Annotated in this window: 27 protein-coding genes, 1 tRNA gene and 2 pseudogenes; 11 read left to right on the top strand and 19 right to left on the bottom strand. The window is 44.5% G+C overall.

What is annotated here, in order from left to right:
- Positions 1–3 precede the first annotated feature (3 nt).
- Complete coding sequence (locus tag EHV15_RS21005) at positions 4–1,221, bottom strand: MalY/PatB family protein (RefSeq protein WP_128632917.1); 1,218 nt, start codon at positions 1,219–1,221, stop codon at positions 4–6.
- A gap of 219 nt (positions 1,222–1,440) precedes the next feature.
- Between EHV15_RS21005 and EHV15_RS21000 the strand changes: the two genes are divergently transcribed.
- Positions 1,441–2,148, top strand: coding sequence for a helix-turn-helix domain-containing protein (locus tag EHV15_RS21000; protein WP_128632916.1), 708 nt, complete (start codon positions 1,441–1,443; stop codon positions 2,146–2,148).
- 144 nt (positions 2,149–2,292) lie between these two features.
- Here EHV15_RS21000 and EHV15_RS20995 read toward each other — a convergent pair whose 3' ends face one another.
- From EHV15_RS20995 to EHV15_RS20980, 4 genes are all read right to left on the bottom strand, one after another.
- Positions 2,293–3,516, bottom strand: a complete 1,224-nt coding sequence (locus EHV15_RS20995) for an FAD-dependent oxidoreductase (RefSeq protein WP_128632915.1) — start codon at positions 3,514–3,516, stop codon at positions 2,293–2,295.
- Positions 3,517–3,534: 18 nt separating this feature from the next.
- Positions 3,535–4,083 carry a YeeE/YedE thiosulfate transporter family protein gene (locus tag EHV15_RS20990; protein ID WP_178075918.1) on the bottom strand — a complete coding sequence of 183 codons (549 nt, stop codon included), beginning with the start codon at positions 4,081–4,083 and terminating at the stop codon, positions 3,535–3,537.
- A gap of 36 nt (positions 4,084–4,119) precedes the next feature.
- Entirely contained in the window at positions 4,120–4,347 is a 228-nt protein-coding gene (locus tag EHV15_RS20985) for a sulfurtransferase TusA family protein (protein ID WP_128632914.1), read from the bottom strand.
- Between the two features lie 68 nt (positions 4,348–4,415).
- Positions 4,416–5,105, bottom strand: coding sequence for a YeeE/YedE thiosulfate transporter family protein (locus tag EHV15_RS20980; RefSeq protein ID WP_128632913.1), 690 nt, complete (start codon positions 5,103–5,105; stop codon positions 4,416–4,418).
- A 172-nt stretch (positions 5,106–5,277) separates the two neighbouring features.
- Between EHV15_RS20980 and EHV15_RS20975 the strand changes: the two genes are divergently transcribed.
- Positions 5,278–6,165, top strand: coding sequence for a LysR family transcriptional regulator (locus tag EHV15_RS20975; RefSeq protein ID WP_128632912.1), 888 nt, complete (start codon positions 5,278–5,280; stop codon positions 6,163–6,165).
- 11 nt (positions 6,166–6,176) lie between these two features.
- On the opposite strand, the gene EHV15_RS20970 is transcribed toward EHV15_RS20975, so the two are convergent.
- Together EHV15_RS20970 and EHV15_RS20965 are read right to left on the bottom strand one after the other, a co-directional pair.
- A complete protein-coding gene (locus tag EHV15_RS20970; RefSeq protein ID WP_128632911.1) occupies positions 6,177–6,392 on the bottom strand; it encodes a sulfurtransferase TusA family protein in 216 nt (71 codons plus the stop codon).
- A gap of 66 nt (positions 6,393–6,458) precedes the next feature.
- Complete coding sequence (locus EHV15_RS20965) at positions 6,459–7,340, bottom strand: LysR family transcriptional regulator (protein WP_128632910.1); 882 nt, start codon at positions 7,338–7,340, stop codon at positions 6,459–6,461.
- A 132-nt stretch (positions 7,341–7,472) separates the two neighbouring features.
- Here EHV15_RS20965 and EHV15_RS20960 point away from each other — a divergent pair, with 132 nt between their 5' ends.
- The gene (locus EHV15_RS20960; RefSeq protein ID WP_128632909.1) at positions 7,473–8,519 is read left to right on the top strand and encodes a YeiH family protein; all 1,047 of its coding nucleotides are present in this window, start codon (positions 7,473–7,475) and stop codon (positions 8,517–8,519) included.
- Positions 8,520–8,742: 223 nt separating this feature from the next.
- On the opposite strand, the gene EHV15_RS20955 is transcribed toward EHV15_RS20960, so the two are convergent.
- The 3 genes from EHV15_RS20955 to EHV15_RS20945 all read right to left on the bottom strand — a co-directional run bounded on the left by EHV15_RS20955 (position 8,743) and on the right by EHV15_RS20945 (position 12,820).
- Positions 8,743–10,803 (bottom strand): glycosyl hydrolase 115 family protein, encoded by a 2,061-nt coding sequence (locus tag EHV15_RS20955; protein ID WP_178075917.1) that lies wholly within the window; start codon positions 10,801–10,803, stop codon positions 8,743–8,745.
- Between the two features lie 91 nt (positions 10,804–10,894).
- Positions 10,895–12,238, bottom strand: coding sequence for an ABC transporter substrate-binding protein (locus tag EHV15_RS20950; RefSeq protein ID WP_128632908.1), 1,344 nt, complete (start codon positions 12,236–12,238; stop codon positions 10,895–10,897).
- Positions 12,239–12,373: 135 nt separating this feature from the next.
- Positions 12,374–12,820 carry a helix-turn-helix transcriptional regulator gene (locus EHV15_RS20945; protein ID WP_342774025.1) on the bottom strand — a complete coding sequence of 149 codons (447 nt, stop codon included), beginning with the start codon at positions 12,818–12,820 and terminating at the stop codon, positions 12,374–12,376.
- A 99-nt stretch (positions 12,821–12,919) separates the two neighbouring features.
- Here EHV15_RS20945 and EHV15_RS20940 point away from each other — a divergent pair.
- Positions 12,920–13,390: pseudogene (locus EHV15_RS20940) on the top strand (RraA family protein); the annotation flags it as partial.
- Between the two features lie 76 nt (positions 13,391–13,466).
- Here the strand turns inward: EHV15_RS20940 and EHV15_RS37490 are convergent.
- Positions 13,467–14,404 (bottom strand): annotated as a pseudogene (locus EHV15_RS37490) (amidohydrolase family protein).
- A 457-nt stretch (positions 14,405–14,861) separates the two neighbouring features.
- On the opposite strand from EHV15_RS37490, the gene EHV15_RS20925 reads away from it, so the two are divergent.
- The gene (locus tag EHV15_RS20925; protein WP_128632903.1) at positions 14,862–15,200 is read left to right on the top strand and encodes a hypothetical protein; all 339 of its coding nucleotides are present in this window, start codon (positions 14,862–14,864) and stop codon (positions 15,198–15,200) included.
- A gap of 64 nt (positions 15,201–15,264) precedes the next feature.
- Here the strand turns inward: EHV15_RS20925 and EHV15_RS20920 are convergent, their stop codons facing one another.
- The 3 genes from EHV15_RS20920 to EHV15_RS20910 all read right to left on the bottom strand — a co-directional run bounded on the left by EHV15_RS20920 (position 15,265) and on the right by EHV15_RS20910 (position 18,004).
- Positions 15,265–15,606, bottom strand: a complete 342-nt coding sequence (locus EHV15_RS20920; protein WP_281281725.1) for a MarR family winged helix-turn-helix transcriptional regulator — start codon at positions 15,604–15,606, stop codon at positions 15,265–15,267.
- A 217-nt stretch (positions 15,607–15,823) separates the two neighbouring features.
- Positions 15,824–17,506, bottom strand: coding sequence for a dihydrolipoyl dehydrogenase (gene lpdA, locus EHV15_RS20915; protein ID WP_128632901.1), 1,683 nt, complete (start codon positions 17,504–17,506; stop codon positions 15,824–15,826).
- A 57-nt stretch (positions 17,507–17,563) separates the two neighbouring features.
- Complete coding sequence (locus EHV15_RS20910; RefSeq protein ID WP_128632384.1) at positions 17,564–18,004, bottom strand: OsmC family protein; 441 nt, start codon at positions 18,002–18,004, stop codon at positions 17,564–17,566.
- Between the two features lie 205 nt (positions 18,005–18,209).
- Here EHV15_RS20910 and EHV15_RS20905 point away from each other — a divergent pair, with 205 nt between their 5' ends.
- The 3 genes from EHV15_RS20905 (at position 18,210) to EHV15_RS20900 (ending at position 18,871) form a co-directional block, all read left to right on the top strand.
- Positions 18,210–18,491 carry a hypothetical protein gene (locus EHV15_RS20905; protein ID WP_246061715.1) on the top strand — a complete coding sequence of 94 codons (282 nt, stop codon included), beginning with the start codon at positions 18,210–18,212 and terminating at the stop codon, positions 18,489–18,491.
- The gene (locus EHV15_RS37485; protein WP_246061714.1) at positions 18,478–18,600 is read left to right on the top strand and encodes a sigma factor-like helix-turn-helix DNA-binding protein; all 123 of its coding nucleotides are present in this window, start codon (positions 18,478–18,480) and stop codon (positions 18,598–18,600) included. Before EHV15_RS20905 ends, EHV15_RS37485 begins: the two co-directional genes overlap by 14 nt.
- Before the next feature lie 73 nt (positions 18,601–18,673).
- Positions 18,674–18,871 (top strand): helix-turn-helix domain-containing protein, encoded by a 198-nt coding sequence (locus EHV15_RS20900; protein WP_128632900.1) that lies wholly within the window; start codon positions 18,674–18,676, stop codon positions 18,869–18,871.
- Between the two features lie 151 nt (positions 18,872–19,022).
- Here the strand turns inward: EHV15_RS20900 and EHV15_RS37935 are convergent, their stop codons facing one another.
- Entirely contained in the window at positions 19,023–19,364 is a 342-nt protein-coding gene (locus EHV15_RS37935) for a LysR substrate-binding domain-containing protein (RefSeq protein WP_128632899.1), read from the bottom strand.
- On the bottom strand, positions 19,346–19,663 hold the full coding sequence (locus tag EHV15_RS37930; RefSeq protein WP_178075915.1) for a LysR substrate-binding domain-containing protein: 318 nt from the start codon (positions 19,661–19,663) through the stop codon (positions 19,346–19,348). Before EHV15_RS37930 ends, EHV15_RS37935 begins: the two co-directional genes overlap by 19 nt.
- A gap of 76 nt (positions 19,664–19,739) precedes the next feature.
- Here EHV15_RS37930 and EHV15_RS20885 point away from each other — a divergent pair, with 76 nt between their 5' ends.
- The 3 genes from EHV15_RS20885 to EHV15_RS20875 all read left to right on the top strand — a co-directional run bounded on the left by EHV15_RS20885 (position 19,740) and on the right by EHV15_RS20875 (position 22,256).
- Complete coding sequence (locus tag EHV15_RS20885; protein ID WP_425464438.1) at positions 19,740–20,285, top strand: putative sulfate exporter family transporter; 546 nt, start codon at positions 19,740–19,742, stop codon at positions 20,283–20,285.
- 550 nt (positions 20,286–20,835) lie between these two features.
- On the top strand, positions 20,836–21,081 hold the full coding sequence (locus tag EHV15_RS20880; protein WP_128632897.1) for a helix-turn-helix domain-containing protein: 246 nt from the start codon (positions 20,836–20,838) through the stop codon (positions 21,079–21,081).
- An 80-nt stretch (positions 21,082–21,161) separates the two neighbouring features.
- Entirely contained in the window at positions 21,162–22,256 is a 1,095-nt protein-coding gene (locus tag EHV15_RS20875; protein ID WP_246061713.1) for a site-specific integrase, read from the top strand.
- Between the two features lie 200 nt (positions 22,257–22,456).
- On the opposite strand, the gene EHV15_RS20870 is transcribed toward EHV15_RS20875, so the two are convergent.
- From EHV15_RS20870 to EHV15_RS20860, 3 genes are all read right to left on the bottom strand, one after another.
- Positions 22,457–22,541, bottom strand: a tRNA-Leu gene (locus EHV15_RS20870).
- Positions 22,542–22,633: 92 nt separating this feature from the next.
- Entirely contained in the window at positions 22,634–23,134 is a 501-nt protein-coding gene (locus tag EHV15_RS20865) for a MarR family transcriptional regulator (RefSeq protein WP_128632896.1), read from the bottom strand.
- Between the two features lie 34 nt (positions 23,135–23,168).
- Entirely contained in the window at positions 23,169–23,750 is a 582-nt protein-coding gene (locus EHV15_RS20860) for a pyridoxamine 5'-phosphate oxidase family protein (RefSeq protein WP_128632895.1), read from the bottom strand.
- Positions 23,751–24,134: the final 384 nt, after the last annotated feature.

The raw sequence follows: 24,134 nt of genomic DNA, 5'->3' as shown, positions 1-24,134 counted from the left end.
TCCTCAGCCATATTTATTTTGTTCTTCATTTTTATTGCGAACCGCTTCACAGATTCGTCTTAACCCTTCTTTAAGCACTGACTTTGGACAAGCAAGATTTAATCGAATGAATCCGTCTGAGTTCCGTACAAACATACTCCCTCCTTCCAAGAGAACTCCTGCTTTATATGCAAAGAATAAGGGTAAGTTTTCATCATTCGAAAAATATTCACTTACATCCACCCAGGCCAAATAAGTCGATTCAGAAATTTCAATATGAGCTTGCGGTAAATGAGTATTTATATATTCTTTTGTAATTCTAAAATTCTCGTCTAAATAGTCTCTTAGTTCTTCCAGCCAAGGTTCGCCTTTTTCATAAGCAGCTTGTGCAGCTGCGATGCTTAAAGGATTGTCAAAGTTATAATGTCTGGACAACCAAGTTTTTCTTAATTCTTCATTTGGAATAATAATATTTGAAATCATTAAGCCCGCCAAATTGAATGTCTTACTTGGGGCCATACAAGTAATAATTTTGTCGTAATTTGGAAATACCTTAGCAAATGGGATATGCTGTTTTCCTTTTCTCAACAAATCGCAATGAATTTCATCCGAGATCACCCATAGATGATGTCTAAGCGATATTTCTCCGATTTTTTGCAGTTCATCTTCTGTCCAAACTCTACCTGTAGGATTATGTGGATTACATAGAATCAATAATGCTACTTTGTCGTCTGCTGCTTTCTTTTCTAAATCATCAAAATCAATTTCGTATCTGCCGGCTTTATTAATTAAATCACTTACCACGGATTCTCTATTATTATGATCAGCGGCATATTTGAAATAGGCATAAGATGGAGTTAAGAACAGGACTTTTTCATCTTCCCTACAGATATATTCCACAAGTTCATAAAGTGCAGGAATTACACCATTGGACATCACTAAATGTTTTTTCTCAAAATGCCAACCGTATCTTTTTTCACACCATTTCGAGAAAGCTTGATAATAGTCATCGGAAAATACTCTGGTGTAACCAAAAATTCTTTTTTCCAGTCTTTCCTTAATTCCATCGATGACTACATCGGGAGTTGCAAATTCCATATCGGCAACCCACATGCGGATGAACTCCTCATCTCTATACGGAAAAACGATTGAATCATCTGCTTTAAAAATGTAATCTCTAAATCCATCCGTATTCATAGCATTGGTATTTCTTCTGTCGATTATTTCATCAAAGTTATACATTGCGGTATCCTTTCATCTTCTTGATGCTATTAAGTTAGTTCAAAACAGAATTCAAAACAAACAGCATAATGTTTCTTTAAAGTAAAAAAAACAACACCAAAAATCTATTCAGAATAGATTTTTGGTGTTGTTACATGTTATAATTTTTTTTATAAATGAAAGCGCTAAAATTAATGATTTTTTCAATTTATATGAAACTTTATGGGGAGAATGATTTGTATGGCTGATATAGATCGCGAAATTGGAGATAAAATAAGAACCTTCCGTAAAAAAAAGGGGATGACATTAGCCGATATATCAAAGGCTCTTTGTAAAAGTAAAGCTACTGTATCGAAATATGAAAGAGGAGAAATTGCTATTGATATAGTCACTTTATACGAAATAGCCGATGTACTTCATGTCCACGTTAATCAACTGCTGTATTTTGAAAGAGAAAACGATCCGACAAAACGAAAAATATTTAATCCCGCTTTCTTCTCCGGAATAAACCAATTTTATTCTTATTTATATGATGGACGGGCAAATAAAATAATGAAGTGCGTATTTGATATTATTCCAACTGAGTCAGAGACCGGAAATAACATTTATATGTATATGAATTTTAAAGATTACGATAATTATCAAAATTGCGAGAATACTTATCATGGCATTATCGAACATTATGATGCCTTAACCAATATTGTGATGAGAAACCAAGATACGTATATGGAACAAGTAACCGCCAGTATTTTAGCTTCTTTTTTGGACTCCAGCACCAAATGGGGACTTTTCTTTGGCCTCTCTTCCAGACCTATGATGCCTATAGCCGTAAAAATGTTATTCTCAAGACATATTTTGAAAGAAGATGATGAATTAGTAGATAAATTGAAAGTTTCAAAAGAAGATATACGTCTTTTAAAACATTATAATATGCTTTCCGTCACATAACATTTCAAATGACCTAAAAAAAGAACTCCCTATTCTATGGAAGTTCTTTTTTAGGTCAATCACTTTATGTTCGCTCTTTTAAAGCATTTGAAACCATGATATTCAGTATATTTTTTAAACGTTTGAAGATCATGCTCAGAAATGCTAAGGCAGCAAACGGTTCAAATGCTCTTCGTCAATATTCTCAGTCATGATTCCCTGTATTTTCCCGCCGTTGAAGTAAGCGATAGCCGGTACAATGTCTATACCCAGCTTGCCAGCCAATCCGGGCGATTTATAGACATCCACCTTGGTTACCCTTAGGCGCGCGGCATGAATCTGCTCAAACTTCTCGATCAGCGGCAGCAGCTCGCGGCACTTCGGCTCGGTAGCATTCCATACATAAACGACCGAGGGCTTGCCGTGATTTAATATTTGATTTTCATAAATTTCGCATTCCGAAATATACTTCTCTGCACCATAACCCGCTATTGCACCGTCCCCCACCGCCGTAGCGACCTGTTTCAGAAATTTGTCGCATACATCGCCCGCGGCGAATACTCCGGGCAAATTCGTCTCCATCTTCTCATTGACGCGCACATAACCGCTTCGATTCAGCGTGACCGTATCGGTAAATATTTCCGTATTCGGGAGATATCCAATGAACAGAAAGCAAGTGTCCACTCTGACCGACTGCAGCTCGCCGGTTTTCAGATTTTTGAGCACTACGGCCTCCAGCCGTTCTTCCCCTTCAAAAGAGTCGACCGTTGTGTTCCACAGAAATTCCATCTTGGGATTGTCGAGAGCCTGATTTTTGGCAATCTCATTGCAATCCATTTTTCCATGGTCGTGCATCACCGATACGATCACTTTATCGGCAAATTTCGTCAGGAACATTCCTTCTTCAATGGCCGCATCTCCGCTGCCGATCACCATCACCGTTTTGCCCGTATTTGCAGCTGCATCACAGGTCGCACAGAAGGAAATTCCTTTATCATATAAGTACTTTTCCTCATTCTTTGCGCCGGTCAGCCTGGGTTTCCCCCCGCTGGCAATGATCACGGCCTTGGCTTCATAACGAATCCGGAACGTTTCAACCACCTTTATCTCGTCCGTCAAAGAAACCGCTTTGACATCGGTCATTTTGAAATCCACGCCAAACTTTTTCGCCTGTTTATGGAACAAGCCCATCAATTCCGTTCCTGTCGCCCCCTCAGGAAACCCGGGGTAATTTTCGATCTCATTCGTATACGTGGCAAGACCGCCAACCAGCGTTTTTTCCAGAATCAGTGTCTTGAGTTTAGCACGACCGCAGTAAATTCCCGCCGTTAACCCCGCCGCGCCGCCGCCAATAATAACGACATCATACTGCTCGGTTCTCTTCTCCATTTGCTCGATCCCCACCCTCTACATGAAAAACTTAGCCAACAATTTACTGCCGATAAAAGCTCCTACCATCAAGAACAACCAGAAGATCCAGCCGGAGAGCGACAGCGAAGAAATCGAGGTAAATAATGCCCCGATATTACAGCCGTTAGCAAGTCTTGCTCCGTAACCCATCAGCAAGCCGCCAAGCATGGCCGCAATCACTTGCTTCCCCGAACGAATCTTCTTCAGCTTGAATTCCGAAGCAAACAGCGTAGCCAGCAATGCCCCCAGAATAATGCCCAGATTGCGAATCGATCCGCCATCGTTCAAAAAGCCGGCCGCCAGTGTCTTTTGCGACTTCTCCGAGCTGAAATACGCCCAATTGTCCACATTGCCCCCGACGAGTTGATACACCCAGGCGCCCCAGTCCGCAAAGGTGCTCGTTACTCCCCAGCCCTTCGAGAACACAGCCAGATGAGCGATCGCCAATACGGCAAGCAGCACGGCTCCGGTCACGTAGGTTAGCGGTTCTTTTAACAATTGCTTGTAAAAACGGTTAGAGGATATTTTCAACCAGAATGCGTTCACCGTTTAATTCCCCCCATTTTCATCGTACCGACAACGCTATTTCGTCTTCTCGATCACAATCTCCCACTCGCCGTCATCGATCTCTTCAATTTCCACGTTGTGTCCTTGCTTTCTCGCCCATTCCGGAACATTCTTCATCGCACAGCTATGGTCAATCGATACGACCAGCACGTCGCCTACCTTAAGCTCCTCCATCTTCTTTTCCGTTCTCATCAACGGCACCGGACAAGCCTCACCCATACAATCCAACGTAAATTCTGCCATTTTCACAACCACCTTAACTTAGTATTTTGTGAATAATTTCACTTTTCTTTCAAAGCAAACGGACACTCTTATTCCCCGCTGCCCATTTTTTTCTGCTGCCATTTGACAGAAGCTATATAAAGCAGCACAATGATTAAAAACTGAACCAGCAAGGCTCCCAACCAACCAAACACATCAGGCAAAAACACCGCCGGCGCATCCTTGATCACCGCTGTCCGCCACCAGCCCATATCATGCGCTCCCCACAGCGAGCCGATGACAAAGAATACCAGAGAGAGCATCTGCATCGTAAAACCTTCCCCGACCCTCATCAGCGTACCTGAAGCGCAGCCGCCGGCAATGACCATCCCGATTCCGAAAATAACGGCGCCGATAATCAAAGCCAAACTGATCTGCCCGACGTTATCCATGCCTGGAATCGGGTTTCCTGCTGCAAAGGCGGAATATTTAATCGCCGTGAAGCCGATGGTTGCAAGAGAGCAAGCAATTAATACCGCTCTCGTCACAGATGTGCTCCCCGTGATCCACGGATCCCGCATCGAAGCCGTGAAGCAAAACCGCGCTCTTTGCAACACTACGCCAAATGCAAGCCCGAACAGCAAATAGACTACCATCTTGTCATTGTACTGACTCAAATAGAAACCAAATCCAATGACGAGAGCCGTAGCCAGTAGAGCAATCGGCAGCTGACTCTTCTTGGGTTTTCTCGGCGCCCGGGTGCGGGTGGATTTTACCGCAGGACTGGCTTGTTGTTCCATACATCAACACCTCCAACTTTGAAGTTGACTAACTATGTGAAAATAGTAACATGATTATAAAGCCTGTAGTTATCTGTATTTTCGATGCTGCATAAGTTTTTCTAATAACGATTTGTTTATAGGCAGGTTATGATAAACAGTGGTCAAAGCTTGACAAAGAAGGAGCATCTCAATGAATCTGGAAACGCTTAAATTATTTCTTGATATTGCCAAGCTCAATAGCATTTCCAAAGCAGCGCAGAAAGCGCATATCACGCAGTCCGCGCTTAGCCAACAACTAAAATCCTGGGAAACGTCACTGGGCACCGAGCTGCTACAAAGAAGCAACAAAGGAGCGAGGCTCACGGAGACTGGAGAAATTGCCCAGAAATACGCAGCGCAAATTTGCAAACTCTATGAGGATATGCTCACTGAAATCGAACAAATCAATCCTGCTCAAGTTCAACATCTATCGATTTACGCGATTCCTGAAGTTTGCAGCTATGCGCTGCCCTGCACTTTATTTGAAGTGAAGAAGCACTTTCCCTATTGCAATATTTCATTAAACGAAGCGCTCAGCCCGGACATCGAGGAGCACATTTTACTTGAAGAAGGCGACATTGGCTTTATCTCCGGTCCATCTTCCAAGTCAGAGATCATCTCGTATAAGGTGTTTTCCGACCAAGTCATGCTCGTCTCCAGCAGTTCCAAACCTGCGCCCCATGAAATTCAATTGGAAGAGCTGTCCCGGTACTCCCTGATTGGGTCACCCCAGCTTATCTGTGTTCAAAGATCATTAGCAAACACTTTGACAGAAAATGTGAAACTTAACATTGTTTATAGCCTTGACTCCATTGAGGCCGTGAAGCTGGCTGCGATCAAAGGGCATGGCGCCGCATTTTTGCCCTATATGTCCATCAAAAAAGAGCTGTACCACAAACAGCTCAAACCAATCCATATTCGTAATCTCCATGTTTGCAATGACGTTTATATCGTGAAGAAGCATCATCAAAAATGTAAGCGCGATACCAAGCAGCTTGTTCAGTATATTGAACAGACCTTGATTGATACGTTATGCTGAGATCCCATAGCTCAAGACTCAATGCTAATCTCCCAAACGCCATTCATCACTTCTTGAGCCGAGCAACGCAGACGGGTTTGCTTGCAGTATTCCGTGATCGATTTTCTCGCACAGCTATGGTCTGTAAGCAGCAGCACCTTTTCGCCGCGGCAAATCGCTTGATGATGCTTCTTAAGCATCAATACCGGCACCGGACAAACTTCCCCCATACAATCAATTTCGATCATATTTGGACTCTCTCCTTATCTAAGCTCCTTGATAAGTCCAGTATAGCTCAACCTTCATAAATAAAACTACTTCAGATATTCTTTAAGCGTTTCAATAAAAGTACTCAAAGCTTTGGTCAAGTATACCGACCTCGTGACGATGGTAAACTCCCGTTTAAAAGGAAGCCCCTCTACTTTGATCATTCCGATGTAACCGTTCTTCAGCTCCTTAACAATTGTCCACCCCGACAGCAGGCTGATCCCCAATCCGGCCTCAACGGACTCCTTGATCACCTGTGTACTTCCGAATTCCATGATCGTTTTTGGAATAAAGTTATGCATTTCAAAGAAATGATCTGCCGCCTGTCTGGTACCGGAGCCCTCCTCCCGAAGAATCCATGTTTCATCCGTTAAAGCTGAAAGGTACAATTCACCGTCCTTTTTTAATAAAGGATGCGACGGCGAAGCAACTATAACCATATGATCCTCCGAAACGATTTCTGAGTGTAATTGATGATCGTTGAAAGAACCCTCAATAATCCCAATATCCAATTGATATGAATTCACCATGTCGATGATTTCTTTCGTATTGTGAATGATGATGGATGGCCTGATAAGCGGGTAGTCTTTTTTCAGCTTGGCGATAATATGCGGCAAAATATATTCACCGAATGTATAGCTCGCGCCAATGGCAATCGGGCCGCTGGCATTGCCCGCCAAATCATCCACTAAATACTGCATTCTTGTATAGAGTGCAAGGATTTCTTTTGCATGATGGTAGACAATCTCCCCGGCTTTATTCATTCGCACGTGTTTATTGTTCCGCTCCAATAATCGAGTCCCTAACAACCGCTCCAATGTTCTAATATGTTGGCTGACGGCTGGTTGTGTCATATGCAGTTCCTCTGCGGCTTTCGTGAAATTCTCTTTTTCCACGACCTTCATAAATACTTCCAAATATTGATCCACATTGGACACTTCCACTCATTTTAGTTTCTTAATCCATACAATTTCACTTATCATCAATATTATATATCATTATTTTCCTTATAGATAACACAGAGGTACACTGGATGTGCGAAATTAATTTGGGGTGATGATATGGGAAACCATCGTGCAAAGATCTTAAAGGAGGAGAAGCTTCCTAAGCCAAAAAGGAAAGCTTCCGTAGGGTTGTTATTTTCAGGTATTGCCTTTACCGTAGTTATTGCCGCAATTGGATTTGCTTTATCAAAGGTTCCCGGGTTCGATCATGTTGGCCCACTGGCCTGTGCGATTGTGATCGCGGTGATTTACCGTCAATTTTTCGGTTATCCGGAGGCATTACGATCAGGGATTCAATTTTCATCCAAGCGTTTTTTACGTTTTGCGATTATATTATATGGTCTCAAATTAAACATAGATACGGTTCTTCACCAAGGGCTGGATCTGCTTATCCGTGATATGGCAGTCATCGGATTTGCGATACTGGCAACCGTTTGGCTGGGGAAAATTCTGAAAGCAGAGCCATCATTATCATTGCTTCTTGGAGTAGGAACTGGTGTCTGCGGTGCTGCAGCTATTGCCTCGGTATCGCCGATATTGAAAGCTGATGACGAAGACACTGCCATTGGAGTTGGCATTATCGCATTAGTAGGAACCGTTTTTTCAGTTGTTTATACCCTTATTCGACCTATATTGCCTATTTCAGATATCCATTATGGAATTTGGAGTGGGATCAGCCTTCATGAAATTGCGCATGTCGCGCTGGCGGGGGCCCCAGCTGGGCAGGATGCACTGGCGATTGCCCTGCTGGCAAAATTAGGCCGAGTACTGTTGTTAGTTCCTTTGTGCTTTATTTTGATATTTTGGATGAAGCGTAAAAAATCCGGAAACACCAGCGATACGAAAATTGAATTTCCGTGGTTTCTTATCGGTTTTATTTTAATGAGCCTGTTTGGCAGTTACTGTTTAGGCCATTCGATTCCTATTTCCCAGGGTATTATGAACGGAGTTTCCGATCTGACGACCTTTATTCTCACATCCGCCATGGTCGGGCTTGGATTGAATGTAAGTCTGCGCGACCTCCGAGCAAAAGCTTTTAGACCGTTCATAGCGATGTTAATCACCTCTATTGTGTTATCGGTTGTTACGTTTTTTATTGCTTAAAAATTGTTGCAATTTTCCTTGAATGTTTATAACGTCTACTTTGATTTCTGAGATACCGTAAACCGCCATCGTGCAGATGAGCAGCCTCCGTTTTTACCATACATATTTGGACCTGATCGGATGGTATAGGATAGTTGGGGACGAAATTCGTCCTTAATCCGTCCCCAAGCTTACGGCCTTGCATATGGCATTATAATTCATAAATTATATTACGATCAGATATTTACTCTGCCAGCAAATCTTTCATTCGTTTGGCCAATTCATCATCAGGCAAAGGGTTACGGTGCGTATTTTCAAGATAAATATGCTTTTCGGTTTCGGGCATCAAAAACTCCTTATACCATAGGAACATATCCGGACTGTCCCCCTGGATACGCACAAATTTACGTACAGTTTCGGCTTGATCGAGCGTATTGGCGACATTGGTCAGCCAATCCGCGCGGTAAAAATGTTCCCACTGCCTCTCCTCCGCTTCCCTTAGGGCACGTTCGCTTTCACGGTAATGCCATACCGCTTCGGAAGCTTGCACGAAGCTCAGCGGATAGTTTCCCGCGTCAAATGTCGCATAAGCTTTGCATATGGCGGCAAGTCCCAGACAGCCGCTCCGATGCAGTTCGATCTGCACCAGCAATTGATGGCGGAGCCGCTTGGCCTCTGCGGCCGGCAGGACTTGAAGAAGCCGTAAACACCGCTGCTTAAGTTCCTCCCAGCCCGAAGCGGCTTGCTCCGCCTTGTCCCGGAACCAGCGGACCTGCTCCGAAAAAGAACCGCCGCCGGCTGCCCAGATCAGACTTTCATTACAAACCTTCTTCCCGCGCAGCCAGTGCCCCATGATTTGTCTGGTCGGGTGATGGTAAAACTCCTCGCCGGCCCGGTCGTCCGGGTTAGGTCCGTAAGGAATCGTGCGTTCGGCATATTCCAGGTATAAGCGCGCAATGTCCGCCTGATAGGAGGTATACATTCGCTCCGTAAAACGGCACAGTTGCTCCCCGGCATCAGCCTTGCCGTACATCCAAAGTTCCGAAACCAGATCAAGCGGCCGGAGATGCTGCAACAGATTTCCCGAATTGACCAGCAAATACTCGCCCGCACCGGCGGAAAAGGCCCGCTCCAACTCTTCCGCGATCAATTCCGCCGAGGAAGGGAACATGGTCAGATGATTGGAGGCTTGAAGATCATGGAACGTGACATGATAATACACGCCGTTTGCTCCACCGTCTTCCGGAGCGGGCAGCGCCGGGATCCGCAAGTTCAGATTGCCATGGCGCCGGGAGACCATTTTGCCGTAACCGTTGTCGGCCCAAACTTTGATGACCCCCTCGGGAACACAAATGTGGCCTTCCTTATACAACTCCGCAATTTCGCCGTACATCGCCATGCAGCAGATCGGCTTCTCCACATGCCGGGCAATCATGTCATATTGTTTACGGACGACGCGCGAGATCAACTCCCCGCGTTTCGCCGGCGTATCAAATCGGGGATCGTTCTCCCAGAAAGGCTTGTCGCCTTGCCCGCGGAAAGACAGCACCCAGACGATCTTCTCGTCCTTCTGGCGCTGGATCGCTTCCTCCCAGAGACGCTCAAACAACTCGGGGTGCTCCTGATAACTGGCCTGTTTTCCCGGATAGGCCCGCAGGAACATCTCGGCGCCAAGCGGTTCCGCGTGGTGATGGGTGATCCACAGTCCCATTTCGGCTGCCAGCTTGTGATGAATGCCGGTTCGTGGCAAATCCGTTCCCGGGATCACCATGTTGCCTCCACAGCGGAGAAGCGCCTCAAAGACCGGAAGCCACACCTCTTCCCCGGGCGGATAGGCTTCCTTCCACCCGATCAAGCATACCTCATCGTTGACGAACCATCCCCGGTAACGTACTCTGGGCTTCGAACTGTCATAGTTTACGCAGGGAACGCTCACAACCTGGCGTCTGACCGGAGGCAGTTCCGCCCAAAACCAGAAAGGATCAACGCCCAGGATCCAACGGCTGAAGTGCAGCATGCCGTAGACAACGCCCAATTCGTCCCGGCCGACAATATGCAACACTGGATCGTCGCCGCCTGTGTCGAACCGGAAGCAAAAAGCTTCGGGCCATTCCGGACATCCGTCCTCGTCGCCAGCATATCGTATGACGACAGCTGCGTCTGCCGTCAAGGCCGGAGGCCGGCCAAAAACCGCTTCATGATCTCTGGCAATCATACGCCAGGCATGTACAATCGGCGGTGTTAGCGGCAACCGCAGATCATATGGCGTCTCGCCTTTCATTTGCAATTTCGCAACTGGATTCATATCTGTTTCCTCTCCCGGCGCCCTTCGATGTATAGCCGCCATAAATTTCAATGAACCGGCCGGCGAACGCCGACCGGTTTCACTTTCGAGCTTATTTCGCTTCAGCCGCGTACTCCTCCGCCACCTTCATTAATTTCTCATAAGCTTTGTCAGGCGTGGATTGCTTATACTGCAACTCCTCGACGATGGTTTTGTAGTCATTTTTAAAATTGCCCCAGCCTTGCGGATCGTTGATAAATTTCTGTGCGTCCGGCGTCACTTTGTTCAGGAAATCGGTCGAAATTTGATCCGCTTCGCTAAAGGTTGGAGTCAACGCCTCAAGCACTTTCTTGCTGACCGGCGTACCGCGCGTCAAACCAAGCGTCTTGCCGGCCTCCTGATCGTTGATGAACCAGTCGATGAACTTGATCGCTTCCGCCTGATGCGGCGATTGGGCGTTTACGCTCCAAAACATGCTTGGCTTCAGCCAACCGCCGGCTTCCGAGCCGTACGGCATGGAGGCGAACCCAAAAGCGCCTGGCTTCAGCGCATCGATCGAGCCGACCTGGTTGGAGAACAGATGGCGCGCGACGGCATTGCCGTTAATGACGCTGTCCTGCTGCGGATCAAGCTCTTTGTCCGTCGTCGTAATATCCGCAGGCGTCAGGATGCCCTTATCCCGCAGCTCGCCCATTTTCGTCATGTAGTTGATCCAGGTGTCCTTGTCGATGCTGAGATTGCCGTCCGCATCATAGATATACCCTTTGCCCATGCTGTATTGGTAGGCGGTATAGTCGACCAGGTCGGCGCTTTGATCAACGAACACATACTTATCGTCTCCAAGCTTTGCTTTAGCCGCCTCGCCGAAGGCGAAGAAGTCATCCCAAGTCCAGCCGAAGTCCGGCGCTTCAAGTCCAAGCTTCTCCACCACGGTTTTATCGTAAACCATGCCAAGCGCGGCAACCCCGGTCGGAATGGCATACAATACGTCGTTCACCTTGCTGCTGTCCACGGTTTTCGGGTCGATATCGGATACGTTGAGCTCCTTTAAATCGCCCAACAGGCCCCTGCCTGCATAGTCATTGACGTAAGCGGCGTCCATCTGGATAATATCCGGCGCTTTCTTGGCCGAATACTGTACCGCAAGCTTATCATAGTATCCATCCCAGCCGGAGAACTGGGTCTGGAAAGTCACATTCGGATGCAGCGCCTTGTATTGGTCGAGCGCCTTCAGCGTAGCATCGTGCCGGGCCTGTGAACCCCACCAGGCGATCGTCAGCGTCACCGGCGCATCCGCGCCGGCATTTCCATCGGTTGCGGAAGACTCCGGTGGGGATGCATTCCCCCCGTTATTAGGCGATGCCGGGTTGCTCCCGCCATTCCCGCAAGCGGCAATCCCGACGGCCAGCACAATTAAAGCGATTACAAAACTGCTTTTTTTAACGAACCAACGCATGTCTTATTTCCCCCTTTTGTCGGACTCAGCCAACAATATTAATATGTGATAGCTAAATCGTAGCATTCACTTTCGGCAGCGTATAGAAGAGTAATGAACTCAAATCTTTCATTATTTATCAGCGGACCTGGCATTCTAGGATCTAAACTTCATCATCTCGCTGGGACTAACGCTGCAATACTTTTTAAATAGCGTGCTGAAGTAAGGTACGTTCTGGTAACCGACCATTTCCGACACCTCGTAAATCAAGTGATTCCCTTCAAGTAATAAAGCCTTCGCCCGCTCGATCCGCACGCGGATGACATAGTTGGTAAAAGTCTCTCCGGTTACCTTTTTGAACAGCTGGTTCAAATAATTTTTGGAAATATACAGCTGCGAAGCGAGCTGCTCCAAAGTGAGGTCCTCGGCATAATGCTTGTGAATGTAATCGATCATGAATTGTACCGCTTTCCGGTGTTTCTCCTGAATCGGCGGAAGCTGCGCTTTGGCGATGCCGGGGCCATCATGATCCGGGCCCATCCTGCCGCCCGCCCCTAGCTGCGCCGTCTCCAACAGCTTCTGCATCGCCTCGTCGGCCGACACTTTAATCCCTTCCCAGCCGCGTTGTATTCGTCCTAATCCCATACGGGTTTCAAGGCCGAGAAAGGTCCGCACATTGTCAATGATCAGACGGCCCAGGCACTCGGGGACAATCTCATGGTTTTGAAGGGAATACGTGAGGCCAAGCCAGAAGACGTTCTTGTGATCGATGCTAAAGGGGATACCTATAGGGCAATCGCAGGAGATTTTGTGGTAGGGATGGCTAAAACGCTGGGAATACAAGCCATTGTGGTAGACGATGTTATCCGGGATATCGCTGGAATCCGGCAGCTGGATTATCCGGTGTTTAGCCGAGGAACTACCGTTGCGGCAGGCGGGAAGTTGGGTATGGGAGAGGTTAATGTTCCGATCTCTTGCGGCGGTGTATCCGTAAATCCCGGAGATATGATTGTGGGAGATGCGGACGGTGTATTGGTCATCCCGCAAAGCATAGAGACAAAGGTCGTGCAGTCTGCCAAAGAAAAGTTAAAGAAGGATGAAGAACGGGAGAAGAGAATTAGCGGAGACCGCCAAGCCACTTTGGATTATTTGGACAGTATGCTTTCCAGCTAAAAGCTTAGAATATACCAAAAAGGCTTTCCACAGACATTGGGGAAAGCCTTTTTGTTTTGTGTCGACGCCGGCAAAGTCATTTAAAATCATATAATCGAGCTGGATTATCAACCAAAATTTTATGAAATAAGTCTTGATTAGAAGCCTGCTTAGCCAACAACTCAATCAATTCGGCGTCATTAGGCATCGGTTTTCCTGCAGAATACAAGCTGGGATGCGGCCAATCACTTCCCCAAATAACATTTTCCGGAGCCGTTTCAATAAAAGCTTTGGCTAAAGAAAGGCTATCTGAGTAATAAGGCGGGCCTTTCAAGGAAAGATGATACACTCCGGAAAGTTTTACCCATGCTTTGCCCCGCTGCAATAAGCTACGCATGATCTTGAAAGCTGGATGCCTTATTCCGATAGATAGAGGAATCCCGCCCAAATGATCAAAAACGATTGGACATGCAAGCCTATTCAGTAATTCGCTCATCTTAACGGTATCATCATCTTTCATCCAAAATTGAATGTGCCAGCCTAAATCGGTTATCCTTTCAGCTAGAGACTGTATTAGCGCAACATCCTGGGGTCTCCCATGCTGATATTGAACCGGACTCCTCTTACACCGATGTCGTGCATATAGGAAAGCTCCGCTTTCGTTACATCTTGATCAACCACAACCACCGCCCGTGCACGGGAACCCATCTGCAGCAGGGCGTCTAAAGTGCAGCGGTTATCGGTTCCATAGGCGGACGGAGTTACAATTACATTTCGAGTCGTGCCCAGCCGAGTTTGGAGCTTTCGGTAATCTTGTACCGTGGCCGAAGGCTGCCCGCGACGGTCCTCAGGACGATATGGAAACCGTAATGGATCATATATATGATGGTAGCAATCACATGTATTTCTCGGAAGTGTTATCGAAGTTGCATTGGTGCCCGAAGAATGCGGGACAGGGCGACGGATCTCCTCAACTTCATTCTGTTTTTTCACTCTTTCCCTCCAGTCATGATCCTGATAAAGGCACTTGTCCATTCGCTTGCTCTAAAAGCGGAAGCACCGCATAACATGCGGTTAATACTCCTTCGGAAAAAGGGGGAGTCTTCTGGTTGATTCTGCTTTTTATATATTTTAATGTTTTTACGTCTCATAAATAAATGATTAATTTTTTATCTACTTTCATAAAAACATTCTATAATTGATTATGAATAATACCAGACGATCGCGTCTGGTATTACCTGTATAAGTTTTTTTATAGTGCTTGAATTTCTCTTGCAATATCTGCAATAGCTTTTTGAACATATTCAAGGTGCGTTGCTAAATTTAAGCGAATATAACCAACAAAATTTTCTCCAAACCATTCTCCATAATCAACAGCAAGTTTACATTTTTTTGTACAAAATCCTCTATACCTTCAGGCTTAATTTTTGTCTAAAAAAGCAAGTATGTTCCTTCTAAATCGGCTACTTCAATATGCGGGAATAACATTTATATGTATATGAATTTTAAAGATTACGATAATTATCAAAATTGCGAGAATACTTATCATGGAATTATCGAACATTTTGATGTCTTAACCAATATTGTGATGAGAAACCAAGATACTTATTTGGAACAAGTAACTGCTAGTATTTTAGCTTCTTTTTTGGATTCCAGCACCAAGTGGGGACTTTTCTTTGGCCTCTCTTCCAGACCTATGATGCCTATAGCCGTAAAAATGTTATTCTCAAGGCATATTTTAAAAGAAGATGATCAATTGGTAAATAAATTGAAAATTTCAAAAGAAGATATACGTCTTTTAAAACATTATAATATGCTTTCTGTCACATAACGTTTCAGATTACCTAAAAAAGAACTTCCTATCTTTATGGAAGTTCTTTTTTAGGTAAATCACTTTATGCTCGCTCTTTTAAAGCATTTGAAACCATAATATTCAGTACATTTTTAAACGTTTGAAGATCATCTTCAGAAATACTAGCTATCGTATCGTCTTTAAACTTTTCGGCAACCGGCAATAAATCTAGATAAACCTGTACTCCCTTTTCTGACAACTCCAACCGTTTGACCCGCTTATCTGTATGGATACCTGACCGATTCAAGAACCCCTCAGATTCTAGTTTTTGAAGCAATCTGACAACGCTGGGCTCTTTTATACACATTTTATTTGCCAGTTCGCGCTGGGTAATGGATTCGCTAGTATAGATATAATACATCGCAATCCATTGGCTCCTCGTCATGTTATACGGCCGAAAATCCTTCTCCAGTTCTTCCGCGAATATTTTTGCACTACGGTTTGTAATAAAGGCAATACAGTCATCTAAATTAAACACGGCTTACACCAACCAATCAACTGTTCTATCTAAAATTAATCTCCTCTTTTCTAAATTATTATAACAAAATATTGTTGTGCCCGCTTAATAAACTTTTCACAACGATCAAATGGTTTGTTACAGTTCAAGCTTGATGCAACGCTCCAATTCCTAACCCAAACGCCGCCTCATGAATCACCTCTCCGGTAGTCGGGTGGGCAAAGATCGTCTGAGTAATCTGCTGCTCGGTAAGCCCATTGGCAATCGCAAGAGTAAGACTGCTAATCAGGGAAGATGCATCGGGACCAATAATGGACCCTCCGACGATCTTACCAGAGTTATTATCTTTGATCAGCTTTATAAATCCTTCCGGTTCATTCATCGTTAAAGCCTTGCCATTACTTTCAAATGACACCTTACTCATACTGTATTCCATTCCCCGCTGCTTGCATTCATCTTCCAATAAACCAACGCTGGCAATCTCGGGAGAAGTAAAGATAACATTGGGTACAGCGGAATAGTGCATGCTATTGGTCTCACCGAGCAAGGCATCTACAGCCGTAATGCCTTGGTGGGAAGCAACATGGGCAAGTTGTATAATGTTTGTGACATCTCCAATGGCATACACATGTTTTAGGTTCGTACGCATTTGTTTATCAACGGCAATGCCTTTACCATTATCATTTAATTGAATGCCCGCTTTTTCAATATCCAGCCCGTCAAGGTTGGGCTCTCGTCCAATAGCAACCAATACCTTTTCACTGACAAGTAAATGCTCGCCCTTTGAATCCACGTAGGTTACAATGGCTTCACCATCATCAGCACGTTGAATTTTGGACACCTTGGAGTTGGTGTGAATATGAATCCCTGCCTGCTGGGCCATATGCTTGATTTCTTCTGAGATGTCGCTGTCCAGCATAGTGAGCAGACGATCCATAAATTCCACAACATGCACTTCAGCCCCCAAGTTGCGGTAAATGAAGGCGAATTCCATCCCAATAACCCCGCCGCCGATAATTGTAATGCTTTTTGGCAGTTCTTCGCAAGAAAGCGCCTCCGTACTGTTCATGACAAACGGCAGATCAATTCCTGGTATATTCACTTTGGAAATCTTGGACCCTGTTGCCACTATAATATTTTTCGCCGAAATCTGGTAGTTAACATCGCCTGTTACATTCACAGCATTCGGTGAAAGAAAAGAAGCATGGCCACGGACAACCTGAACCTTGTTTTTTTCCATTAAAAAACCAACGCCGGAAACCAATTTCTCTTTGACTTCATCTTTACGCCGAATAATTTGCTTCATATCAACTTGAAGTTCAGTTCCTGTTTTTATACCAAACAATGAGGAATTTTTAACGCTGTGACAAACTTCAGAAGATTTGACCAGTGCTTTTGTAGGGATACAGCCAACATTCAAGCAGGTACCGCCCAATTCCTCTTTTTCAATCAACATTACCTGAAAACCTTTTTTTGCGGCATAAATGGCAGCTACATAACCTCCTGGCCCCGCCCCAATAATGAGCAAGTCCGTGTTCGTATCACGAGTTTGAATATCAGTCGATGGCTGTTGCCTGGATTGGGGAGGAGTATCGACCTGTATTGCATTCAATTCAAACAAGACTTGATTAGAGGAAATCTCGTCGCCTTCTTCAATTAATATTTTGCTTATAGTTCCATCTTCCAAAGCCTCAATCGAGCGATTCCCTTTTCCGGTTTCAATCTGTACCAAGCTATCTCCTGCAGATACCTTGTCGCCAACCTTTACCTCTATCCTGCCTGCTTTTCCCTTTTTACCACCGGGTATCATTGACATTTTGATTTGCATAAATATGCTCCTTATATACTTGAGGGCAGTTTATAAAAGCCCCTTCAAGTGAACGTTTTAATGTCTCACTACACCTGCTTTAACCATCTTCACACCGTTAGCGAGGCAATCTCCAACAGGGCATGTCTTTTCGATGAATTCTGCAAAAGCCTCTGCCTTTTCTTGGCTTTCGTTGGTTTTGAAATGCATGACGAAACGAATTTCTTGAAATCCATTCCTCACATCCGCAAATCCCATAAAGCCATCCGGGTCTAGGTCTCCTTCAAGTTCAACATAAAATTCTTCATAGGTAAATTCATTAGCTTCCGCAAAAGCGCCTGCAACAATGGATTGACAGGCACCAAGCGCACATAAAAGAGCTTCAACCGGACTCATACCAGTATTAGTTCCTCCAAAATCCTCTGGCTCGTCCATAAGGATTTTAAACCCTCTTGAATTTGTCTCAACCTGCAATCCATTAGGTAATTTTTTGGCAGTTGCTTTGAAAGTAGTTAGCATGAACATAACCTCCATATTGAATTTGTGAAAATAATAACATGTTCTATTTTGAAAATCAATAGTTAGCTAAGTAAGTATCTATATGTTATAGTGAAAATAATCGCAAAGTCTGAAGATTGTAAAAGTCATGAAATTATCTATTTCGAACCTATGGTTGCCTTTTTTCTTTCTAACCCCATTTAAATATAGAGGGGGATGGTGAAACATGAGAACCAGCAATACAGCTTCAAATTCAATAGAAAAAGCATTTAGCAGTTATATCAAAACCTGTCTTCAACATGCAAAAAGGGATTATGTCAAAAAACTTCAACGCGATTCTGCGCATCTCCTTACAATGGATGCTGTTACTTTTGAAGTTACTATTAACACTTTGGCAAACCCTTACAATACGATGTTAGTACAATATGACCCATCTCTTACACAAATCCTAGGACAGTTGCAACTTACCAAAAAAAGAAAAAGAAATTTTATATTTGAAATATTATGAAGATAAAACAGACAAAGAGATTGCTCAGTATATGGGAGTCAGTAGACAAGCCATTTCCAAAATAAAATCTAATATCCGGGCTAAGCTCAAAAGAGATTTTGAAATGTAATAAATCATTTGATTCTCGTGCCCCCCCCCTCTTTCATGAACACTACGCACATGCTAAAAAGAGGGGGGACAACATGAATAGTACTGCCCAGTTACTTTTTCTTGCACAACAAGGAGATAAAGAAGCCGAAGCAGTCTTGATAGAGCGTTACGAGCCTGTAATAAATAAGTATGCTAAGCTAAGCGGTATCATTGATGAAGATTGTAAGCAGCAGCTGACAATTTCGTTTATTTTGGCAGTTCGTCGTTTTGATCTTAATCGTTACCACTAATTAAACATATTTTCACATGTATTGATCTTATCTTGAGCGGTGGATTCATCGATCTCCTGCTCGATTTTTTGTACGTTATCCTCTATCTCTGAGTTGGGCAAGGCCTTGAATGACCATTCTAAACATAAGAAACTACGAATTCTACTTTCAACTACTTCAAATATTCCTTAAGCGTTTCAATAAACTTCTCTAGGGCTTTTGTCAGGTATGCCGACCTAGTGACGATGGAAAAGCTCCGCTTAAACGGAAGCCCCTCTACATGGATCATTCCGATGTATCCGCCTGCCAACTCTTTAGCAATTGTCCATCTTGACAGCAGACTGATCCCCAAGCCTGCCTCAACCGACTCCTTGATCACCTGTGTACTACCGAATTCCATAATAGCTTTCGGAGTAAACTCATACATTTCAAAGAAATTGTCCGCTGCCTGCTTTGTACCGGAACCTTCTTCCCGAAGAATCCACGTTTCATCCGCTAAGTCTGAAAGGCGCAATTCCTATTCTTTTTTAATAATGGATGTCGCGGTGAAGTATCTATTACCATGTTATCTTCCGAAATGACTTCTGAATGTATTTGATAATCGTTGAAACAACCCTCAATAATCCCAATATCCAATTGATAGGAAATGACTAAATCAATGATTTCTTTCGTGTTGTGAATGATGATGGATGGTCTGATAAGCAGATACTCTTTTTTCAGCTTGGCAATAACATCCGGCAAAATATATTCACCGAATGTATAGCTTGCTCTAATGGCAATCGGGCCGCCAGCGTGGCACGCCAAATCATCCACTAAATATTGCATTCTTATCATTCATATTATATATCATTATTTTCCTTATATATAAAACAAGGGGGACACTGGACTTGTGAAATCAATTTGGGGTGATGATATGGAAAGCCAACAAGCAAAGATTCCGAATGCAATGGAGAAAAAACTTCCTAAGCCAAAGAACAAAACTTCCGTGGGTTTATGGTTATCAGGCATTGCATTCACCGTTGTTATTGCCGCAATCGGGTTTGCTTTATCGAAATTCCCCATGTTCGATCATGTCGGTCCACTGGCCTGTGCAATTGTGATCGCAGTGATTTACCGGCAATTTTTTGGTTACCCGGAGGCATTGTGGCCGGGAATTCAATTTTCCGCCAAGCGTTTATTGCGGTTTGCGATTATATTATTTGGTCTGAAATTAAACATTGATACTGTTCTTCACCAGGGAGTTTACCTGCTTGTCCGTGATATGGCGGTAGTTGGGTTTGCGATTTTAACAACCGTTGGGCTGGGAAAAGCTCTCAAAGCGGCCGACGTTCATATTGGCATGTTAAGTCGGCCCCTCAACCTTTTTTGGGCTCATTCCATCCCCTCAAGCCTTCTATCACTCTACAAACCTTTCCATGTGCGAGCCAATTGTTGATATAGCCGTTCTATTAATTTTTTTCTGAAATTAGAATGTATCATATCTGTAACTCCTCTCTATAATTTAATATTTTATCTCAAAACATGATCAACCAATGGTTTCTTTTTTTGTCCCGTTGCCCATTTAAGTATATAGAAGATCAGATTGATGATCTTCCGTCCTTTATTTACGTTCCTTGATAAGTTCATACTGCCTATTTCAAGTACATTCCTCGGCCTCCGTAACCAGCGGAAGCGACGAAGCGGTAGCGCCATGACTGTTTCTCACACGAGCGACAAACTACCGGCTGAAATCAATCCATGGTGGGTTGAATCGCGATTACTCGGTGTGAGGGATAATGATACTTCTACCCGGCCAGCTTCACCGCATTGGGGGTAGCCCGCTCGGATGAGGGGGAGCTTCGGAAGACCGAAGTTATGATGCAGATTTACCACCTGCAGCTTGAAACAGGCTCTCATTACTTTTTCCATTTTCCACATGATTTCTCTGTTACCCTCATTCCTCCTTCTTCCTACATAAAATATTTCAAGAGAGGAGACCTTGGATAATGTGCCCGCCTGAACTTTTCAAACTGATGTTTCAAAATTACCCCGATGTCGTTAATGTTCCGCAACTGTGCGAGATGCTCGGCGGCATAAGCACAAAATCGGCTTATAAGCTCCTGCAAGGAAACAAAATCAAACATTTCAGAATCGGCAGAGCTTACAAAATCCCCAAAGCCAATATCATCTCCTACCTCCGCAGCATCATGACCGACTCTCCCACCTCACACTGTGATGCTTTAGTGCATTGAATCGTATGCTGTACTGTGGTATATTAACAGTGTCAATGGTAGGAGATCGGGCTGCTTAACCAAGGAGGGATATTTTCAAAATGGTAGCAGGCCACCTACAAGAAAAGAAAGGTCTTTTTTATATCGTTCTGAATTACAAAGATGGCGGAAAACGAAAAAGCAAATGGATTCCTACCAAACTTCCGGTAAAAGGCAACAAGAAAAAAGCGGAGGCCATGTTGCTCGAGGCACGCAAAAATTATGTACCTCCCTCAGAAGCCAATCTAAAAAATGAAGAAGAGATGGTTGCTGAAGAAAAAAGCGAGCAGACAGATGAGCCTACAGAAAGTGAAGAAGCCGAAAAGGACGACATTTTATTCGCTGACTTCATGGTGGAATGGCTTGAAATGATAAAATATCAGGTTGAGATCACCACCCACTCGGCTTATAGTTTTGCTGTTAACACCAGAATCGTCCCGTACTTCAGGGAAAAAGGAATTTATTTAAAGGAACTGCAACCAAAACACCTGCACGATTTTTATCAGTATGTCTTGAAAAAATTTGGCCTGACCACGAACACCGTACTGCATTATCATGCCAATATCCGTCAGGCGCTGCAACATGCATTTGAAATGGACATGATCCCTTCGAACCCCGCAGACAAAGTCAAGCGGCTCAAGAAGAACCAATTTATCGGAAGCCACTATACGAGTGATGAGCTAAACGATTTGTTCGAAGTCGTGAAAGGCGATCCGGTTGAGTTAGGTGTCATTCTGGCAGCTTTTTACGGATTGCGGCGAAGTGAAATTGTCGGGCTCAAATGGGACGCCATCAACTTTCAGCATCAGACCATTACCATCAAGCACACCGTTATCCCTGTATCTTATGAGGGCAAACAAATCATCGTGGCAAAAGACCGGGCCAAGAACAAATCGAGTTACCGCACTTTGCCGCTCGTCCCTGTCTTCCTAGAGTTGCTACTGCGGCTGCTGGAAGAGCAACAAGCGAATCGGGCTATGTACAAGGACTCTTACAGCAACCAATATCAGGACTATATTTACGTCAATAAGCTGGGAGAGCGAATTAAGCCGGGTTACATTACTCAACATTTTCCGCTCGTCCTGAAAAAGCATAATTTACGGCGGATTCGGTTTCACGACCTTCGGCACAGTTGGCGCCAGCTTACTGCTTGCTAACGGTGTCAGCTTAAAGGAAATTCAGGCATGGTTAGGGCATAGCCATTATTCCACTACCGCCAATATTTATGTTCATCTTGAATACAGCTCAAAGCTTTCTTCAGCTCAAGTGATGAACAATACTTTGCAAATTCCGAGTATGCAAAAAGCTCCTGAATCCCCATCAAAGGAAATTCAAGAGCTCGTTCATTGTTAATTGATGCGGTCGAGAGGACTCGAACCTCCACGGGGGGTTAGCCCACACGGACCTGAACCGTGCGCGTCTGCCAATTCCGCCACGACCGCATATTTCGTCGGTGCATTGTTTTGCAGCAACGAAATATATAATATCACGAATGTTTTGGGGAGTCAAGCAAAGAAAATATCTTTTTTTGCCGTTACTTGATCCCCGCCGCTTGCCTTTCGTTCAGATAGTCGGCCATCGTTTGGAAGAACTTCAGCACCGCCAGCAGCTCGGCTTCGGCAAACGAGTCAAAGGCGTCCAAAAACTTACGTTCCATCACTTGGTGCATCGCTTCATGCGCTTCGAAAATCCGCCTGCCTTTAGGCGTCAGGCTGAAGTACACTTCTTTCTTATTGTCGTTCAGCTGCCCCCGCTTAACATATCCTTCCGTCAGCAGCTTGGCGCTGATTTTAGTAATACTCGCTTTCGATAAATTCAGCTTGTCGGCAATGGAAGTATTGTTGATCGGCTCGTGGTTGCCGATGCAGTCGAGCACATGAACGCTCGTCAGATTGTTCGGCAACGAGTCAAGCCCCATTTCCCGCGCCTGATCGGCGAATTCGTCCAACTCCATGTCGAACGACTGCTCCATCATATGCGAAAAATGGAGAAACTGCCCGTAAACCAGTAGCTTTAGCTTCTCGGACGAGTTCACTTTCGCCCCCCTTTCTTCCTATATCTGCATTATTCTATTTTAGCAGGCGTTCGTTTACTTGCAAATCAGGCAAACCAAAAGCCGTCGGCAAGCCGTCGATACTTGCTGCATTTGCCTTGTGCCAGTACTTTTCAAGCTGTTCTTTGTTAAACTTCAGCGATACTTCCTTGAGCTTATCCCGGTCGCCCTCATACTTCATAAACGGGACCCCAAAGCCGCACGAATCCTGCACTCTGTGAACGTCAACGATAATCATTTGTCTCGCGCCCGGAAGCGGGTCAAACATAGGATACAGCTCCTCCCATCGGCTTGAGCCGGGCAGCGCGACCGTCCCGGTACCGTAAAGCCGTACAATGACGGGCGGTCCCTCAAACGCACAGAACATTAGTGTCACTCTGCCATTCTCCAAAATATGCGCGCATGTCTCATTGCCCGAGCCCGACATATCCAGATAAGCCACCTGATTGTCCGACAGAATACGAAAGGAGCTATAACCCTTGGGCGATAGATTCACATGTCCTTCCTCCGACAATGGCGCCGATCCGACAAAAAAAAGATGCTGACGCTGAATGAACTCTTTATGCTTCGGCAATAGAGCCTCGTGTTTAACCCCCATATCCTCTCCACCTTTTTCATGATATTGGAATGAAATACATATTTTAATTAAATATTGTTAACTATGAAACAAAAATACCATGATTGCCTCTGGAAATCAATAGTAAAATTGAGTGATCAAATCGTACAAGTCCTCCTCCGAAAGCCTAACGGTTGTAATACACGCTATTTTAGGAAAAATCGTTTGTTTGAAATCCTAACGGTTGTGAGCGACGTTATTTCCCTCTATTTCCATCAAAATGGTCATGTGTACGTGAAATAAGCGCCAGGACAACCGTTAGGATTTGAAATCGGCGTTTTTGGAGCAAATAGCGTTGATGGCAACCGTTAGAATGACTCAGCGGATTTCCTGGCTTCCCCCCATTTCGCCAGCGCCCCAGCCCCA

Origin of the sequence: Paenibacillus oralis (assembly GCF_003863965.1) — a bacterium.
Lineage (GTDB): Bacteria > Bacillota > Bacilli > Paenibacillales > Paenibacillaceae > Fontibacillus > Fontibacillus oralis.
The sequence above is the reverse complement of the archived record's forward strand: the minus strand, read 5'-3'. Positions and strand labels throughout refer to the sequence as shown.

Bases quoted from the DNA above. Each gene is read 5' to 3' on its own strand.
- EHV15_RS21005 (WP_128632917.1), bottom strand. From the start codon at position 1,221: ATGTATAACTTTGATGAAATAATCGACAGAAGAAATACCAATGCTATG.
- EHV15_RS21000 (WP_128632916.1), top strand. From the start codon at position 1,441: ATGGCTGATATAGATCGCGAAATTGGAGATAAAATAAGAACCTTCCGT.
- EHV15_RS20995 (WP_128632915.1), bottom strand. From the start codon at position 3,516: ATGGAGAAGAGAACCGAGCAGTATGATGTCGTTATTATTGGCGGCGGC.
- EHV15_RS20985 (WP_128632914.1), bottom strand. From the start codon at position 4,347: ATGGCAGAATTTACGTTGGATTGTATGGGTGAGGCTTGTCCGGTGCCG.
- EHV15_RS20980 (WP_128632913.1), bottom strand. From the start codon at position 5,105: ATGGAACAACAAGCCAGTCCTGCGGTAAAATCCACCCGCACCCGGGCG.
- EHV15_RS20975 (WP_128632912.1), top strand. From the start codon at position 5,278: ATGAATCTGGAAACGCTTAAATTATTTCTTGATATTGCCAAGCTCAAT.
- EHV15_RS20970 (WP_128632911.1), bottom strand. From the start codon at position 6,392: ATGATCGAAATTGATTGTATGGGGGAAGTTTGTCCGGTGCCGGTATTG.
- EHV15_RS20960 (WP_128632909.1), top strand. From the start codon at position 7,473: ATGGGAAACCATCGTGCAAAGATCTTAAAGGAGGAGAAGCTTCCTAAG.
- EHV15_RS20955 (WP_178075917.1), bottom strand. From the start codon at position 10,803: ATGAATCCAGTTGCGAAATTGCAAATGAAAGGCGAGACGCCATATGAT.
- EHV15_RS20950 (WP_128632908.1), bottom strand. From the start codon at position 12,238: ATGCGTTGGTTCGTTAAAAAAAGCAGTTTTGTAATCGCTTTAATTGTG.
- EHV15_RS20925 (WP_128632903.1), top strand. From the start codon at position 14,862: ATGTATATGAATTTTAAAGATTACGATAATTATCAAAATTGCGAGAAT.
- EHV15_RS20920 (WP_281281725.1), bottom strand. From the start codon at position 15,606: ATGACGAGGAGCCAATGGATTGCGATGTATTATATCTATACTAGCGAA.
- lpdA (WP_128632901.1), bottom strand. From the start codon at position 17,506: ATGCAAATCAAAATGTCAATGATACCCGGTGGTAAAAAGGGAAAAGCA.
- EHV15_RS20910 (WP_128632384.1), bottom strand. From the start codon at position 18,004: ATGCTAACTACTTTCAAAGCAACTGCCAAAAAATTACCTAATGGATTG.
- EHV15_RS20905 (WP_246061715.1), top strand. From the start codon at position 18,210: ATGAGAACCAGCAATACAGCTTCAAATTCAATAGAAAAAGCATTTAGC.
- EHV15_RS20900 (WP_128632900.1), top strand. From the start codon at position 18,674: ATGAATAGTACTGCCCAGTTACTTTTTCTTGCACAACAAGGAGATAAA.
- EHV15_RS20880 (WP_128632897.1), top strand. From the start codon at position 20,836: ATGTGCCCGCCTGAACTTTTCAAACTGATGTTTCAAAATTACCCCGAT.
- EHV15_RS20875 (WP_246061713.1), top strand. From the start codon at position 21,162: ATGGTAGCAGGCCACCTACAAGAAAAGAAAGGTCTTTTTTATATCGTT.
- EHV15_RS20860 (WP_128632895.1), bottom strand. From the start codon at position 23,750: ATGGGGGTTAAACACGAGGCTCTATTGCCGAAGCATAAAGAGTTCATT.